Raw genomic sequence first — 15,879 nt, forward strand, 5'->3', positions numbered from 1 at the left:
CCAATCTCCTGAATCGGCTTCTTCTTCGCCTCACGCGCAATTTCGATGTCAGATTTATAGCTCATTGGGTTTCGGTCCCTGATTGAATTCCGTGCAAACCCGACGCAGAACGCCGGCGCTGCTCACTCCATACCGTTGTGTACCAAATTGGTGGCTATGGATTCCGACATAATTGCGCCTTGAAACGTCGTAGCGTCACATCGGCGCCTTCCGATCGGAAATTGCGGTCCCTTATGGTGTCCAGGCTCTCTGATCGGGGACAAACAGTGTAAGCTCATCGCCCAGGTTCAGCTCTCCGGGTCTTTCGACCCAAGCCGTGACTCCCCGCCGTCCCTGCGCTGCAGGCTTGAAGGCCGCACCATATCCGGGCAAGTCAGCCTCGATCTCGCGCCCTGGCAGGATACAGGGCCGGTTTTCCATGTCGATCGTCAGCGTCACGCCATTTTCCACCTGCAAACGAGACGAGGGCGGAATATGGGTGAAATCTGGAATGCCGCGCAAGACAATGCTGACACCCAGATGGGACGGGTCCAGCTTACCCAAGCCCATTTCCTGCGCGATGGCATCAAGTTCTTCTGCGGACAGGATCGATAACTGCCGCACATTGCGAATTTCGGTGCCCACCGGGTACAGGTTTTTGACCCTCACGCAAGAGGTACGAATCACGCCTTCGTGACGCGCGCCTTGATCACCCGAGAAACCCAAATCCAGACTGTCCACGGAATTGGCCCGGAGAGTTTTACCTGCTGGTACGTGGCCCAACCAAACAACTTCGCCCGTGAATTCGGTTTCGCGCAATACCGGCATATTTATCCCTATTTCAGAACTGACATCTGATGCGGAATAAAGGGCAAACCTTCGCGATTGAAAAGAAAAAAACCCGGGACAGGCCCGGGTCTTTGAAAGTCTAAGCCGTTGGTTCTGGCTCCATCCCGCCATCGGGCGGAGTTTTCTTAACCTTGGTTTTCGGAATGGCTGTCACGCTGGGGGCGCTGCCCTCATCAGGTTTGTCGCCCTCGTCATCGCTTTCGCTGGGCGGCTCGCCATTCATGACGCGTTTGATCTCGTCACCGGTCAGGGTTTCATATTCCAGCAGCCCCTGGGCCAGACGTTCCCATTGCTCGTTCTGTTCTGACAGGATCTGATGCGCACGCTCATATCCTTGCTGGATCAGGCGCTTGACCTCTTCCTCGATCAGTTCCTTGGTATGGGCCGAGACCGAGAACCCGGCAGTGTTGCCAGAATAGCCATCATGCGCTTCGGCATAGTCGATATTGCCGACCTTGTCCGACATGCCCCAGCGCATCACCATCGCCCGCGACAGTTGGCTGGCCTGCATGATATCGCCCGCCGGACCGTTCGAGACATGGTCCTCGCCATATTTGATCACCTCAGCCGCCTTACCGGCCATGGTCATGGCCAGCTTTTGCTCACACTCATCGCGGTGATAGTTCAGGCGGTCCATTTCTGGCAGTGACACCACCATGCCCAGCGCACCACCACGCGGAATGATCGTTGCCTTATAGACCGGATCACACAACGGCAGCGTCATACCAACAACGGCATGCCCTGATTCGTGATAGGCAGTCTTTTCCTTCTGGTCCTGGGTCAGCACCATCGAGCGGCGCTCGGCACCCATCATCACCTTGTCCTTGGCATTCTCGAAATCTTCCATGGTAACAAAGCGGCGACCGACGCGGGCGGCCATCAGCGCGGCCTCATTCACGAGGTTGGCCAGATCAGCACCCGAGAAGCCCGGAGTCCCGCGCGCGATGATGCGTAGATCGACATCAGGTCCGAGGGGCGTCTTGCGTGCGTGAACGCCCAAGATCTTCTCGCGGCCTTTGATGTCGGGGTTGCCGACAGTCACGTTGCGGTCGAAACGGCCCGGACGCAGCAGCGCAGGGTCCAAAACGTCCTTACGGTTGGTGGCCGCCAGAATAATCACGCCCTCATTGGCCTCGAACCCGTCCATCTCGACGAGCAACTGGTTGAGCGTTTGTTCACGTTCGTCATTACCCCCGCCATAACCGGCACCACGATGGCGGCCAACGGCGTCAATCTCGTCAATAAAGACGATACAGGGAGCGTTTTTCTTGGCCTGTTCGAACATGTCGCGGACACGGGATGCACCGACACCGACGAACATCTCAACAAAGTCCGAACCCGAAATGGTGAAGAAGGGCACACCCGCCTCACCCGCAATGGCGCGGGCCAGCAGCGTTTTACCGGTCCCCGGAGGGCCCACCAACAAAGCGCCTTTTGGAATCTTGCCACCCAGACGACTGAATTTCTGCGGATTGCGCAAGAATTCTACGATCTCTTCCAGTTCTTCCTTGGCCTCGTCGATGCCAGCGACATCATCAAAGGTTACACGGCCATGCTTTTCGGTCAGCATCTTGGCCTTGGACTTGCCAAAGCCCATCGCGCCACCTTTGCCGCCACCCTGCATCCGGTTCATGAAGTAGACCCAGACACCGATCAGCAGCAGGAAAGGAAGAAGAGTGACCAGGAAAGACTGAATGCCCGATTGCTGTTGTTTCACAGCCTGAACCGGGATGCTTTCATCGATCAGCAGTTTGGTCACCTCGGCATCGCCGGGCTTGATCGTGACATAGCTTGCGCCGCTTTGAGTGGTATAGCGAATTTGCTCGCCATCCAATGTCACGTTTTTGACTTCGCCGCCTTCAACAGCGGTCACGAAATCAGAATAGGTTCTTTCATTGCTCTGAAGCGTTCCACCTGGTCCGCTGAACAGATTGAACAGTGCAAGGATCAGCAAAAACAGAACGACCCAAAAGGCGATGTTACGAGCGTTGCCCAAGAAAAATCTCCCAAAAGATTTCGGCAGATGGGGATCTGCCGGGTTGCTCTTTAAAATAGAGATGATTCAAGCAGGTTCAATGCGATAAAACCGAAGAGTGAAACTCGGGCTCTTCTGGCGTCAGTTCTGCAAGCCAACCATTTGAGAAACCCACCATAGGTGCAGATACCAAGACCTCTCCACTCCAGACGGACGGAGACGCCAGAAGCGCGGCGCGCGGTTTTCCAAGTGCACGCCAATCTGGCACGGCCTGCAAACCAGCCGCACCTAACGGGTGAACCTGTGCGTCGGGAATCGCCGGACCAGACAGAATCCACCGTTCATCCCAAATCTGACCGGGTGCGCCGGGTTCGCTCTCAACGGCATTTAGCTCTCTGCAAACCCACATTTTATCGGCTTTTGGGATCAAGAGGCATCCACCAATCGTTGCCGCCTCACCCTGATCAATCGCGAGCAGCGCCCGGTCTGTTGCAGCCTGACGCGGTGGATATCCGCGGCCCGCAATCCAGCGGACACAACCTGTAAGAAGACGACGTCGAATTTCCGCAGGCAGAGTGGAAAATTGCGCGCGATCGACACAGATATCGCCGCCATCGACACTCAGGACCTGACGGGCGGATTCCTGCGTAATCTGCTCTAATGCTTCACGGGCTTGAGTAAGATTTTCAGCAACGCGGGACAGAGAATGCACCGAAATCCCAATTTCGGATAAGCCGGTCAACGCGTCGCGCGCCTTGATACGATCAAACCGCCGGTCGTGATTCGATGGATCCTCGATCCAATCTGCCCCAATCTCGGTAAGATAATCGCGCAGTTGTTGCCGGGTAATCCCCAACATCGGTCGCAGCAGCATGATCCCTTGATAGTTCCGCATTGCAGGCATGCCGGACAATCCCGTCACACCAGCAGCGCGCGCCAATCGCATCAGCATGGTTTCGGCTTGATCATCGGCAGTGTGTCCTAGGGCAATCGCGCCGATCTGCTTGTCACGCGCCCAGTCTGACAGCAACTGGTACCGGGCCTGCCGCGCCCTATCCTGCAGGTTACCTGTCTGGTCCCACCCCTGCCAGTGCAACGTCTCATGTGGAAGGCCCAGACCCTGGGCAAGCTGCGCCACCCAATCTGCCTCCGCCACCGCTTCGGGGCGCAGATTGTGGTTCACCGTGGCGACAAACAGCTCAACCTGTTCCTCTTGGGCGATGTGCTTCAACAAACTCAGCAAAGCAACCGAGTCACCGCCACCGGATACCGCAACACCTAGACGGCGCGGAAGGTTTTCCGGCAATCGCGCGCGGAGTTCGGATTTCAGGAGTGTGCCTTGTGTGGTCAAGTACAACCCAGTGACGTCATTTCCTGCGTGGCGCTGGAGACCAATGCCGAGGCCGGGAACCGGACGCTAACCTCGCTCAGTGTGATACACGCCTGTTCGGTCTGTCCCAGACGACCCAGCGCAGCACCCAGTTCGAACAAAGCCTCAGGCGCATAGGCGCCTTCGGAATCGCCGGTGAAGCTGGCAAGGAATGCCTTTGCCGCTTCGCGGGTGTCGCCAATGCCCTCCAACGCCTGTCCGCGCTTTAGGTGTGCTTCGGGCGCAAGCGGGCTTCCGGGATATGATGTATCGAATACTGCGAACTGATCCGCGGCGGCCTGGAAGTTTCCATCGGCCAGCGCCTGAGCAGCGGCATTGAAATCCGCTTGCTCGCCTACTGCCAACTCACCCAGGTCGGCATCGGTTGGCGCTGTCGGAGCAGTAGGGGCTGCGGATGTGATGTCCGTATCTCCGCCCAGAGTTGTTGTATCACCGAGCGTACTCAGGTCACCGCCTTCCAGTTCGACCAAGCGAAACTCGAGATCACCGATCCTGTTAGTGCCGTCGGTTACGATATTCTGTACACGCTGGTTCAACTGTTCGGTCTGGCGCGTCAGGCGCTGCAATTCGGCCTCTATGGCATCAACGCGTTCAAGTATCGAACTGCCGGACAGGTTCGGGGCCGGAGAGCCGGTTGTTGAAAACTCGCGCTTGAGCCGCTGAATTTCCACATGCAGCACCGTCAGTTCCTGCCGGATATCCGCCAAGGTTTGCTGATCCTGTGCTTGTGCCAAACCGGCGGTCGCCAAAACTGCGGCCAGAACCCATCCTGCTAGTTTCATCGTCTTATCCCAACGTTGATCCGGTCAGCACCGTCACTGCACGACGGTTTTTCGAATAGCAGTCCTCGGTGCTGCAAATCTCGATCGGACGCTCTTTGCCAAAGCTGACAGTTGTCAGCCGGTTGCCTGCTACTCCGCGGGAAATCAGGAACTCGCGGGCGGCATTTGCCCGGCGCGCACCCAGTGCGAGGTTATACTCACGCGTGCCCTGCTCATCCGCATGGCCTTCGATCGTTGCCACAAAGTCGGGGTTGGCCATCAGCCAGTCGGCCTGCCCCTGTAGCACTGACTGCGCCTGCGGAGTAAGCGTCGACTGATCGACCGAAAACAGAACCCGGTCACCAACAGTTTGCTGGAAATATGCAGGCGAGCGCGGATCACTTGGAGAGCCCGCGGCCAGCCCGCCATTTGCGCCATTGCCAAAGCCGCCGCCCAGCGCAGACGGATCGTTATTGGTGCAGGCTGCCAACGCGCCAAACACACCTAGTGCCAGGATTTTGCCCAATACGTTCATCTCAGGTGCCTCGTTGTTTTTCTCTTTATTGCCGTCTCTGTAGCATAGTGCAGGTTCCTTGTGAACTTTTCCTGCCAGCAGCCGTGATCAATTCTGCAGTGGGCCCCATGACGGATCGCTGCCCCCATCCGGGGTGCGGATCGGGCGCAGGTTGCGTCCCGAGATATCAACCGAATACAGCGTCGCCCGGCCACTTGCGCCCTGGGTTTCTCGGGTGAACATGATCACGCGACCATTAGGGGACCATGTCGGTCCTTCGTCCAGAAACGACGAGGTCAGCAAACGCTCTTCGCTGCCATCTGTTCGCATGACACCGATATGAAATCGGCCTTTGTTCTGCTTGGTAAACGCAACCAGATCGCCACGGGGGGACCAGACCGGCGTTCCATAACGGCCCTGACCAAAGCTGATCCGCGTCGCCTCGCCCCCGTTTGCGGGCATGATGTAAAGCTGTGGCGTGCCCGAACGATCGCTTTCAAACACGATCTGGGAACCGTCCGGCGAATAGCTGGGGGCGGTTTCAATCGCAGGCGTATTGGTCAGCCGCACGCTTTGCCCGGAAGCCAGATCCATTTTCCACAGGTCCGTATTGCCGCCTTGAATAAGCGAATAGACGATCGACCGTCCATCCGGCGAAAACCGGGGCGAAAAGCTCATCGTGCCGCCCTGAGTGTTCAACTCGGTCCGCCTGACCCGTTCAATATCCAGAACATAGATGCGCGGCTGACCGGATTCGTAACTGGTATATAGCAGTTGATCACCGGCAGGTGAAAAGCGTGGTGCCAGAACAATGGCGGCGCTGTCGGTCAGGTACTGCACATTCGCGCCGTCATAATCCATAATCGCCAGCCGTTTCAGGCGCTGGTTTTTGGGGCCGCTTTCCGAGACAAAGGCAACGCGACTGTCGAAATAGGCGCCCTCGCCCGTTACACGGCTATAGACTTGATCCGCCACTTTATGGGCCATGCGCCGCCACCCTTCAGTCGTCCCGGCAAACTGGAGACCGTTGCCCAGTTCCTGCCCCGAAAACACATCCCAGACCCTGAACCGCACCGTCAGGCGATTGCCCGACACATTCACAGCACCTGTCACCAAAGCCTCGGCATTGATGGCTTTCCAATCCGCGAACCGAACGGGATCTTCAAAGCTGGCCACTTGGCTGATGAAAGCATCAGACAGAATTTCGCGGAACAGCCCTGTTCCGGTTAGATCGGCGGCCACAACCCGCGAGATATCCTGGGCATATTGCGCAGCTGCTGTGCTGTCCGGCACAAAATTCGGAACCGAAAAGGGTAAGGGTTCGATAATCCCCTGATCCAATTCCAAGCGAAGCGGTCCACTTTGGGCGTGAACAGGTGCCGACACAAGTGTCAGGCCAAGCAACAGGCTGGTCAGAAGTCTCATCATTTGATCCGCATCCTCTCGGGATTGAATGTAATCTCAATATCCTGCCAATGCTCGTATTTATCGGTTGGCAGGTCATATCCTTTGGCTCCACAGCGCAAAATGGCACGTCGAGCGGCCTCATAGGCTTGTCTGGCTGCGCCGTCAGAACCGCCTGAGCTGTCGATCATGTGCAAGCTGCCGCCAACGACCTTGCCATCAGGGGTCAACGAAAATCCGACAACAACAACTGTCTGCAGAGCATCCGTGGACAAGGACCCCACGTTCCAGCATTGGGAAACAGCCAATCGCATCGCGTCCTTTTCGCCGCTGGTCAAGGGCGGACCAGAGGGTTCACTCCCTTGCCCCAACGCCTCGGCCAGCGCATCGTTGATGGCTGTTTCCGTCTGCGCGGGCTCTGTGGGCTTGGGCGTCTCCGCCACTTCGGGCTCGACCGGTGGCGTCGGGCGGTTGGGACGGATCCGCGGGCGCGGCGATGTTCGGGGAGCGTTTTCTTTGGGCTCTTCCGCTTCGGTCACAATCTCGTCAGCCTTTTCCTCGGGGGCGGTCTGATCCTGCTGTTCCTGCTGGGTCTCGGCTCCCTCGTCCAAAGATACGGCCGGGGTTTCGATTTCATCAGGCGCGGCCTCGGGCGGAGGCGGCGCAACCGGCACCGGCGCAACATTCTCGGCCGGGCTGGGCTGTGCTTCTGGCCCGGAAGGCACCGTAAGGTCGACGATCTCGGGGGCGGGAGTGTCCAACACAGGTGGCTGTTCAATCACCACCGGCTCTGGCGGCGGCTCAACCGGTTCAGGCTCAGGATCCGGGTCCGGGTCGGATTCAGCAGGTTCCGCCTCTTGCAACGAAGGCTGCTCTTCCACTACCGGTTCCGACGCTGGATCCTCTTCTGTTGGGGCCTCAGGCGGTTGCAGCGCTGTTGGCGTCGGCACTTCGGGCGCATCCCGCTGAGCGGTCATTGCCGCAAATTGCTCAGCCGAAATGACCGAGACATCCTGCACAGCCATAGGTAATGGTTCGGACCGGAAGGTGCCGCCGAAAAATGCCCAACCAATCAGACTGACATGGGCAATCGTCGAGATCTTGGTGCCGGTATCCACCGTGCGGCCTCACTCTCCACCGTCGTCCAGTGTCGGGCCGCCCGTATCGGTCACTAGCCCCACATTGGAGAACCCACCCGCATTAAGCGCGCCCATTACCTGCATCACCTGCGCATAAGGGATCGCACCATCCGCGCGCAAAAACACTCGGTCGCTACTGCGTTCTGCTGCGATGGCGCGTAGTTTGCCAATCAGCTCTTCGCGCAGAATATCCGTGGTTTGGATTTGCACCCTGCCATCCGCGGTCAGCGTGACGGTCAAAGGTTCCTCGTTATCGCCGGGCAGAGCACTGGCCGCCGTTTTGGGCAGATCAACAGGCACACCAACAGTCAGCAAGGGCGCGGCCACCATGAAGATGATCAGCAGCACCAGCATAACGTCCACAAAGGGTGTGACGTTGATCTCAGCCATCGGCTGCGCGCGACCGCGACGCCGACCCCGCCGGCGTCCATTCCCGCCCGAGGATTGCTGAACCGCAGCCCCCATCTCAGCTGTCCAGCTGGCGCGACAGAATGGTGGCGAACTCATCGGCAAAGGCTTCATAGCCTCCAACGATCCGATCACTATCTGCGCTGAGTTTGTTATAGAAAATCACCGCCGGAATCGCGGCCAACAGGCCCAGGCCGGTGGCCAGCAACGCCTCGGCAATACCGGGGGCGACAACAGCCAGGTTGGTGTTCTGCTGCTCGGCAATCTCGATGAACGCATTCATGATACCCCAGACCGTTCCGAACAGACCAATGAAGGGTGCAGTTGAGCCGACCGTGGCCAGAATGGGCAGGCCCTTTTGCAGCGCCTCGGCCTCTTTTGCGATGGCCACATCCATCGACCGATCAATGCGTGCGGTGGCACCAGCTATCAGCCCGCCATCAGTGCGGTGCGAGCGGCGCCATTCGATCATGCCCGAGGCAAATATCTTCTCCGAACTGCCATCGGGTTGGGTACCGATCTGCTCGAACAGTTCATCCAGGGGGTTCCCGGACCAGAAAGCCTCATCAAAAACCTGAGCTTCACGCCTTGCAGCACGGTAATTGATCAGTTTCTGGATGATGATCCCCCAGGACCAGACTGATGCGCCAATCAGCATCAGCATTACCAGTTTAACGATAAAAGTCGCGCGGGCAAAAAGCCCCCACATGGAGAAATCGATCTCCTGCGCCAGCGCCAGCGTTTCAGCTTCCATGAACCTGCTCTTTGTTTTGCCTGACAGCCTTACGGCCTTGTTTTGTCAAACGCTAACGCAGATGGGGGCGAATTGCCAACAGAACCACCCGGGCCCTGCAAATTGTTACAACAATGCGCGAATCTCTGCCGGAAGGCGTACGGGCTTGCCCTGCGCATTCATACAGACGGCGGTAACGATGGCGCGAAAAATCTCCTCTTCGCCCCGTTTGACCACTTGCGCCATGATCAGACGGACACCGGACAGAGACTTGATTTCGGTCTCGATCTCCAGATCGTCGTCAAATTTGGCCGGGGCCAGGTATTCCGCCTCGATCCGGCGCACGACCCAAACGATACCTGCGTCACGCATGGCATTTTGGTCATTGCCCAGGCGCCGCACATAGTCCGACCGGGCGCGTTCGATGTATTTCAAATAGTTAGCGTGATAGACCACGCCGCCCATATCGGTGTCTTCGTAATATACTTTAACGGAATAGACGTGCTTCATTGCGGTAGATCCAATCTGGCAAACAATCTCAGCGCATGAGAGGCATCCTGCGCCGCGCCCGGCAGGACAGGATCGTATGCCGCCCAGATCAACCCGGCAATGTCTGGTCGCAATATCGTCGCGTCACCCGCCACTGCCAAGGGCGACTGGTTGCGAAAAGCGGTATCGGACCAGAGCAGCACCGTTTGCACCACCTGGCTGAGCGCAAGCGTTTCAGCGGGGACTTGCGACAATTCATTGTCCATCCGCAAAAACACAAAGGCCGCACGAATGGCGCCGTCTTCTTCAAAACGGAATATCCGGTACTGGTTGGCATCGGCCGCGATCAACCGATCAACCAACGGCCCCAGATCAGGGACCAAACGGTCCAGATCGGGCACTTCTGTCAGTTCTTTCCAGTCGCGGAAGAAAAAGACCATGCAGTTGGCGCCAAGCTCGGGGTCGGTTTCTGCCATCTGATGCCCTGCCAGTGTTACCACTGCCTCGAACGCGCCTTTGACCGTGGCCAAACTTTCATCTTCGACCCCAAAGACGATCGGCACGATGGGGCGGCCCCAGCGCGCAAACAGGAACTCTCCGCTTTCGCGGGTGAACAGGGCTTGAATGTCGTCGGGTGTCACACGCAATCCTCGGCAATCGGACAATGTTTGGCGAAACCCTTAAAAGCTCGCAGGCTCGGCTTCAACCAAACAGATCGTTTTGCCCCTTGGGTGCGGCCATGCCCAGATGCGTCCACGCCTTCTGCGCCAGCATCCGGCCACGCGGTGTGCGTTGGATCAGGCCTTGCTGCAAGAGGAAGGGTTCGATCACCTCCTCCAGCGAGTCCCGGCTTTCCGACAGAGCTGCCGACAAGGTTTCGATACCTACCGGCCCGCCCGCGTAATTCTCGGCGATCAGCTTCAGATACCGGCGGTCCGCGCCGTCCAGCCCCAGATGATCGACCCCCAGCCGCGTCAACGCCCCATCAGCCAAATCGCGGGCGATCCGTCCATCGCCTTCGACGATTGCGAAATCCACCACCCGCCGCAGCAGGCGCCCGGCGATCCGAGGTGTTCCGCGTGACCGGCGCGCGATCTCTCGGGCGCCGCTGTCATCAGCCGGTGCTCCAAGCTTGCGCGCGTTGCGGGTGACAATCTCGTGCAATTCATCAACGGTATAGAACTGCAGGCGTGTCGGGATGCCAAAGCGGTCGCGCAGCGGCGTGGTCAGCAGCCCCATCCGGGTTGTGGCCCCGACCAGAGTAAACGGCTGCAACTCGATCCTCACCGTGCGCGCGGCCGGGCCTTCACCAATCACCAGATCCAGCTCGAAATCCTCCATCGCCGGGTACAGGACCTCTTCGACCGCTGGATTCAATCGATGGATTTCGTCAATGAACAGCACATCGCGCGCTTCCAGATTGGTCAGGATCGCCGCCAGATCGCCCGCCTTTGCCAGAACCGGGCCAGATGTCATCCGAAAATTCACGCCCAACTCACGCGCGATGATCTGCGCCAGCGTGGTCTTGCCCAGACCGGGAGGGCCATGGAACAGCGTATGATCCATTGCCTCACCCCTTTGGCGAGCGGATTGGATAAAGATACGCAGATTGGCGCGCGCCTCGGCTTGACCGATGAATTCGTCCAGTCCCTGCGGGCGCAAGGCGCGGTCATTGTCTTCCGGCAACGGCTCGGGGCGCAGGGTGGGATCGGCATCTACCATTCAATCACCCTTTCGGAGCCAATAGTTTCAACGCAGCGCGGATCAGGTCCGCCTCACCCGCTTCGGGCAAGCTTGCCGCGGCTTCGGCCACGGCTGACGCGGCCTCGGACGGGCCGTAGCCCAGATTGGAGAGTGCCGACAATGCCCCGGCAGATGCTGCTGCATTACCTGATGCGCTTATGGTGGGCCGCTTTGGCACAGGTGTCGGTTCAGTCAGTTCCACCACATCCAGCGCGGGGCCATCCATTGCCTCGGTCACCGTGCCGCCCATGGCCATAACTCCGGGCGCCTTGTCTTTGAGGTCCAGCACGATCCGCTGCGCGGTTTTTGGGCCCACGCCCTTGGCTGCCTTGACCGCCCCCCAATCGCCCAGAGCAATCGCCCGGCTAACACCATCGGGGCCCAAGGCGCTGAGGATTGCTAGCGAAACCTTGGCCCCGACCCCTTGCACCGAGCACAGCAGGCGATGCCACTCCTTCTCGACCAGCGAAAGGAACCCGTAAAGCTGCATCAAATCCTCGCGCACCACCATGTCGGTGTAGATCGAGATCGCCTCACCCACGCCCGGCAGCGCAGCCATCGTACGGTCCGAGCAATAGACCAGATAGCCGACCCCACGCACGTCGATCAGCACGTGATCCGCCGCGCGGTAATCCAACCGGCCTGTCAGCTTGCCAATCATGCCCGCACCTGTTTCATCCGCGACTGTGGCGTTGCCCCATAAAAGGAATGACAGATCGCTATCGCCAGCGCATCCGCGGCATCCGCGCCCTTGGGCTGACAGCCCGGCAGTTGCAACTTGACCATATGAAGAACCTGTTCCTTTTCGGCATGGCCCACGCCCACAACCGTTTTCTTGACTCGATTGGGCGCATATTCCCCCACCGGCAACCCGGCCTGCGCCAGCGTCAACAGTGCCACACCTCGTGCCTGACCCAGCTTAAGCGTACCGGCTCCGTCCTTGTTCACAAAGGTCTGTTCGATGGCGGCCTGATCGGGCTGATGCTCGGCAATCACTTCGACGATCTGATTATGGAGCGATAGCAACCGCTCTCCCAGATCATCCCCGTCCGATTTACATAACCCATTGGCAACATGACTGAGACGGCTGCCATGTGATTCGATGACGCCCCATCCCAGGGTCCGTAGCCCCGGATCAATGCCCAGAATTCGCATATATAGCCTCGGCCTGCTCGGGTTTGTGTGTTCTTTTTTACCGACTAGCACGAAACAAGAACATTTTCCAAGCGAATTGACTGATGGTCAGATTGCGACTCGGCCGTCCTGTCTCCGACAGAATGAGCTGATTACGACCGGAAAATGTCGGGTTTCGACCAGTTTGATGAAGGCAAAATTGCCAATAAATTAAGGCGTTTTCATGTTTTTCGAGCATTGCAAAAAACGCATAGGACACATGCAATTTCTATGCTTGTGCAGTCAGAAAACCATCCCTAAATGCCCGTCAGATCGCAAGATCAGAGTTTAACACAAACCGGAAGGAAACAGGATATGGCTGCACTGGACACAACCCGCACCACCACTGGCTCATTTGGCCTCGTCGGCCGTATCGGCGCGACTTTCGCAATGGTCGTAAACGCCGTTGTCGAATGGAATGATGCCCGCGTTACACGCAACGCGCTAAGCGGTCTGTCGGACCGCGAGCTGGAAGATATCGGCCTGTGCCGTGGCGACATTGAAATCGTCGTGGAAGGCCGCCGCTAAGGCAAAGCAAACTTACCGTTGATTTTCCCCTTCTCCCTCGGGGCAAAGAAGAACGCCGCGTATCCCCGGATACGCGGCGTTTCTATTCAAAACGGAAGAAACTTAGCGGAGAACTTTGCTGAGTTGAGACGAGAGGGCCTGTGATACCGGGTCGATCTGCATGATCCATGCCCCCGCCTTCTCCACTTCGGTCCCTTGCGCAAGGCTATCGACACGATACTGGTAGGCCGACGACCCCAAGCTGGTCAGCAAAAGCGTTTTGAAGGCGAACAGCCCAGCGAAGCAGATCAGCAGAGCCTTTGCAGGCACCGCGGACTGAACCCGCTGTGGCTTCATAACAACCAGGCCATCTTTGCGCATAGTCGCACGATAACCACGGGTCATCTTCGAATGTTTCTTGTTCAGCCGATGAACGCGCTGATCAAATTCAATTTGTTTTCCAGTCATGGCAGCCTCCAAATCAACCGCCCCCCAATTCCACGTCATTGACGGTAAAAACAGATTGCGACAAAAAAGAGGCGAAACTCTACAAAACTCCTGCAAATGGCCCGATTTTAGCCCTGTTTGGTTAAGACTAGCGACGTCCATTCACCAATTTGGTCATTTCTAGAGGCATTGAAACCATTTTGGAGATAAACGGAAACAACGTCCTCGGCTTGCTCGTTAAGGATTCCCGATAGAATCGCCTTACCCCCAACCCGCAGATTCGCTGAAATTTCGGGCGCCAGGGCCACCAATGGGCCCTTGAGGATGTTGGCGAATATCAGGTCATAGGGCGCAAGAGATTTCAGCTCCGGATGATCGAACCCCGCAGCCTCGACACATTGAACCTTCCCTGACATGCCGTTTGCCTTCAGGTTGGCTTCAGCAACTTCGACAGCAACCTGATCAATATCGCTGGCAATGATGTCCCCCTCCCAAACACGAGCGGCGGCCATCGCAAGAACGGCGGTGCCGCAACCGATATCTGCAACTTTTGTCGCGGTAAAACCCTGATCGAGCAGAAAATCCAGAGCCTTGAGACACCCAAGGGTGGTGCCGTGATGCCCGGTACCGAAAGCCATTGCGGCCTCAATCAACAAAGGGATACGGCCTTCGGGCAGCTTGTCGGCATCGTGACAGCCATAGACGAAAAAGCGGCCAGCCTCGACAGGCGCCAATTCACGGCGGACATGGGCGACCCAGTCGGTTTCGGGCAGTTCCGAGATTACAAAGGGTTTGGATCCGAACGCAGCCGCCAGAACCGCCAGTGCCGTTTCATCCGGCGCTTCGGTGAAGTAACCGCCAATCTCCCACAGGCCCGAGCCATCTTCGACTTCGAATACGCCCACGCCCGTGGGTTCGGGATCAAGACGCTCCATGGCTTCGCCCAGACCATCGGCTGATTTTTTGCCGGTCAGGGTGGTAAGCGCGGTGAATGTGGGCATGGGAGCCTCCTGTGTCAGCTGACACAGCGCCTAGGGTGCGGGCCCGCGAAGGTCAAGCATCGGCAGCTATTCCGCCGGAGCGGGCGCGTATTTCGACAGTATCGTCTCATTCCCAAGCTCTGGGTGGCGCGGGATCAGCAGCGACAGCGATAACGAAATCAACGCCATCGCTGCAGCCACCGCAAAGACCGCTCCGGGCGAGTACACCCAGAGCAGGCCCAGAAGCGCTGGTAGGAATACCGCGGCGATATGGTTGATCGTAAAGGCAACCGCTGCGGTTGGCGCAATATCTGCCGGATCGGCAATTTTCTGGAAATAGGTTTTAAGCGCCAGAGCCAGCGCGAAAAGCACATGGTCAATCACATAGAGAGTAGCCGCCAGAACAACGCCCCAACCGAACCAATAAATGCCGCCATAGGCTGCAAATACAACGGCCAGGCCTGCATATTCGAAAATCAAAGTGCGACGTTCACCGAATACGGACACAGCTTTGCCTAGCATCGGCGCAACCGAAATGTTGATAACCAGGTTGATCAAGAAAAGACCGGTGAGTTCGTGGACCTCAAACCCGAATTTCTCGACCATCATGAAACCGGCGAAAACGACAAAGATCTGACGACGCGCGCCCGCCATGAACTGAAGCGCATAGTACAGCCAGTATCGGCGGCGCAGCACAATTTTTTTGGTCTGCGGAGTCGGCGCGTCGAACTGCGGATAGGCGACCAGACAGAACAACGCCAGCAAAGCCGTCAGCCCGCCCGCAGCCATGAATACAGTGTTATAGGACAGATCGAACCGATCCCACGTCAGGACAATCAGCCCATAGATAACCAATGTCGAGGCCGATCCCATGGCGACCATCCAGCCCAGAAATTGCGGCGCTCGGTCCTTGGGCAACCACTGCAGCTGAAGGGATTGGTTCACGGTTTCATAATAGTGGAACCCGATCGAGCTCAGCAGTGTGACGAACAGCAAGCCACCAAGGCTTGGGAACCACGCTGTCACCGCAGTCGCAACACCCAGCATGATCAGCGAGATCATCGCCAGCACCTGCTCCCGAACAAACAAGATCACGGCAATTACGCCTACAGCCAGAAAGCCTGGGATCTCGCGCACGGTATGCAGCAGGCCGATGTCGGCACCGTCGAAATTCGCCACTTCAATAACGAAATTGTTCAACAACGCGCTCCATGCGTTGAAAGCAATGGGCATGGTCAGTGCCATCACGAATAAAAGCGTGATGGGACGGCGCCAGAACGGAAGGCTTTGCGCCTCGGAAAGTGGCATGGGTTTCAGCATGAGAGTCCCTCTACGCCCATTTTCAGGTTTTGGCGAGTGGGAAGAAGGGCATGCACATTGGCTCTGCA

At 57.7% G+C, this 15,879-nt stretch carries 18 protein-coding genes; 1 reads left to right on the forward strand and 17 read right to left on the reverse strand.

All coding sequences use genetic code 11. The features are described from left to right. Positions 1 to 231 precede the first annotated feature (231 nt). From AC2FH9_RS03015 to ruvC, 14 genes are all read right to left on the reverse strand, one after another. Positions 232 to 807: an MOSC domain-containing protein gene (locus AC2FH9_RS03015; protein ID WP_496870723.1), complete on the reverse strand. Its 576-nt coding sequence runs from the start codon at positions 805 to 807 to the stop codon at positions 232 to 234. A gap of 100 nt (positions 808 to 907) precedes the next feature. Beyond that, a complete protein-coding gene (ftsH, locus tag AC2FH9_RS03020; protein ID WP_142640196.1) occupies positions 908 to 2,824 on the reverse strand; it encodes an ATP-dependent zinc metalloprotease FtsH in 1,917 nt (638 codons plus the stop codon). A 76-nt stretch (positions 2,825 to 2,900) separates the two neighbouring features. Further along, positions 2,901 to 4,154 (reverse strand): tRNA lysidine(34) synthetase TilS, encoded by a 1,254-nt coding sequence (gene tilS, locus AC2FH9_RS03025; protein ID WP_496749179.1) that lies wholly within the window; start codon positions 4,152 to 4,154, stop codon positions 2,901 to 2,903. Beyond that, positions 4,151 to 4,975, reverse strand: a complete 825-nt coding sequence (ybgF, locus tag AC2FH9_RS03030; protein WP_496696939.1) for a tol-pal system protein YbgF — start codon at positions 4,973 to 4,975, stop codon at positions 4,151 to 4,153. Before ybgF ends, tilS begins: the two co-directional genes overlap by 4 nt. A gap of 4 nt (positions 4,976 to 4,979) precedes the next feature. Beyond that, entirely contained in the window at positions 4,980 to 5,489 is a 510-nt protein-coding gene (pal, locus tag AC2FH9_RS03035) for a peptidoglycan-associated lipoprotein Pal (RefSeq protein WP_281973807.1), read from the reverse strand. 87 nt (positions 5,490 to 5,576) lie between these two features. Then, positions 5,577 to 6,896: a Tol-Pal system beta propeller repeat protein TolB gene (gene tolB, locus AC2FH9_RS03040; protein WP_142640188.1), complete on the reverse strand. Its 1,320-nt coding sequence runs from the start codon at positions 6,894 to 6,896 to the stop codon at positions 5,577 to 5,579. Next, the gene (gene tolA, locus AC2FH9_RS03045; protein WP_496870725.1) at positions 6,893 to 7,990 is read right to left on the reverse strand and encodes a cell envelope integrity protein TolA; all 1,098 of its coding nucleotides are present in this window, start codon (positions 7,988 to 7,990) and stop codon (positions 6,893 to 6,895) included. The genes tolB and tolA overlap by 4 nt, the downstream gene beginning before the upstream one ends. A 9-nt stretch (positions 7,991 to 7,999) precedes the next feature. Then, positions 8,000 to 8,476 carry a protein TolR gene (gene tolR, locus AC2FH9_RS03050; RefSeq protein ID WP_142640204.1) on the reverse strand — a complete coding sequence of 159 codons (477 nt, stop codon included), beginning with the start codon at positions 8,474 to 8,476 and terminating at the stop codon, positions 8,000 to 8,002. Between the two features lies 1 nt (position 8,477). Beyond that, entirely contained in the window at positions 8,478 to 9,173 is a 696-nt protein-coding gene (gene tolQ, locus AC2FH9_RS03055) for a protein TolQ (protein ID WP_142640185.1), read from the reverse strand. Between the two features lie 105 nt (positions 9,174 to 9,278). Then, on the reverse strand, positions 9,279 to 9,662 hold the full coding sequence (gene ybgC / locus AC2FH9_RS03060) for a tol-pal system-associated acyl-CoA thioesterase (protein WP_142640183.1): 384 nt from the start codon (positions 9,660 to 9,662) through the stop codon (positions 9,279 to 9,281). Further along, positions 9,659 to 10,282, reverse strand: coding sequence for a hypothetical protein (locus AC2FH9_RS03065; RefSeq protein WP_496870726.1), 624 nt, complete (start codon positions 10,280 to 10,282; stop codon positions 9,659 to 9,661). Before AC2FH9_RS03065 ends, ybgC begins: the two co-directional genes overlap by 4 nt. A 61-nt stretch (positions 10,283 to 10,343) precedes the next feature. After that, positions 10,344 to 11,363 carry a Holliday junction branch migration DNA helicase RuvB gene (gene ruvB / locus AC2FH9_RS03070; RefSeq protein WP_496870728.1) on the reverse strand — a complete coding sequence of 340 codons (1,020 nt, stop codon included), beginning with the start codon at positions 11,361 to 11,363 and terminating at the stop codon, positions 10,344 to 10,346. A gap of 4 nt (positions 11,364 to 11,367) precedes the next feature. Further along, positions 11,368 to 12,045, reverse strand: a complete 678-nt coding sequence (ruvA, locus tag AC2FH9_RS03075; RefSeq protein WP_271952277.1) for a Holliday junction branch migration protein RuvA — start codon at positions 12,043 to 12,045, stop codon at positions 11,368 to 11,370. Further along, on the reverse strand, positions 12,042 to 12,539 hold the full coding sequence (ruvC, locus tag AC2FH9_RS03080) for a crossover junction endodeoxyribonuclease RuvC (protein WP_142640175.1): 498 nt from the start codon (positions 12,537 to 12,539) through the stop codon (positions 12,042 to 12,044). The genes ruvA and ruvC overlap by 4 nt, the downstream gene beginning before the upstream one ends. 333 nt (positions 12,540 to 12,872) lie before the next feature. Between ruvC and AC2FH9_RS03085 the strand changes: the two genes are divergently transcribed. Beyond that, positions 12,873 to 13,085, forward strand: coding sequence for a DUF1127 domain-containing protein (locus AC2FH9_RS03085; protein WP_142640173.1), 213 nt, complete (start codon positions 12,873 to 12,875; stop codon positions 13,083 to 13,085). Between the two features lie 102 nt (positions 13,086 to 13,187). On the opposite strand, the gene AC2FH9_RS03090 is transcribed toward AC2FH9_RS03085, so the two are convergent. The 3 genes from AC2FH9_RS03090 to AC2FH9_RS03100 all read right to left on the reverse strand — a co-directional run bounded on the left by AC2FH9_RS03090 (position 13,188) and on the right by AC2FH9_RS03100 (position 15,811). Next, positions 13,188 to 13,532 (reverse strand): hypothetical protein, encoded by a 345-nt coding sequence (locus AC2FH9_RS03090; RefSeq protein WP_496696928.1) that lies wholly within the window; start codon positions 13,530 to 13,532, stop codon positions 13,188 to 13,190. 107 nt (positions 13,533 to 13,639) lie between these two features. Further along, positions 13,640 to 14,512: a 50S ribosomal protein L11 methyltransferase gene (locus tag AC2FH9_RS03095; protein WP_496692331.1), complete on the reverse strand. Its 873-nt coding sequence runs from the start codon at positions 14,510 to 14,512 to the stop codon at positions 13,640 to 13,642. A 66-nt stretch (positions 14,513 to 14,578) separates the two neighbouring features. Beyond that, on the reverse strand, positions 14,579 to 15,811 hold the full coding sequence (locus AC2FH9_RS03100) for an MFS transporter (RefSeq protein ID WP_271952281.1): 1,233 nt from the start codon (positions 15,809 to 15,811) through the stop codon (positions 14,579 to 14,581). Positions 15,812 to 15,879: the final 68 nt, after the last annotated feature.

Source organism: Ruegeria sp. CDSC081 (assembly GCF_059610485.1).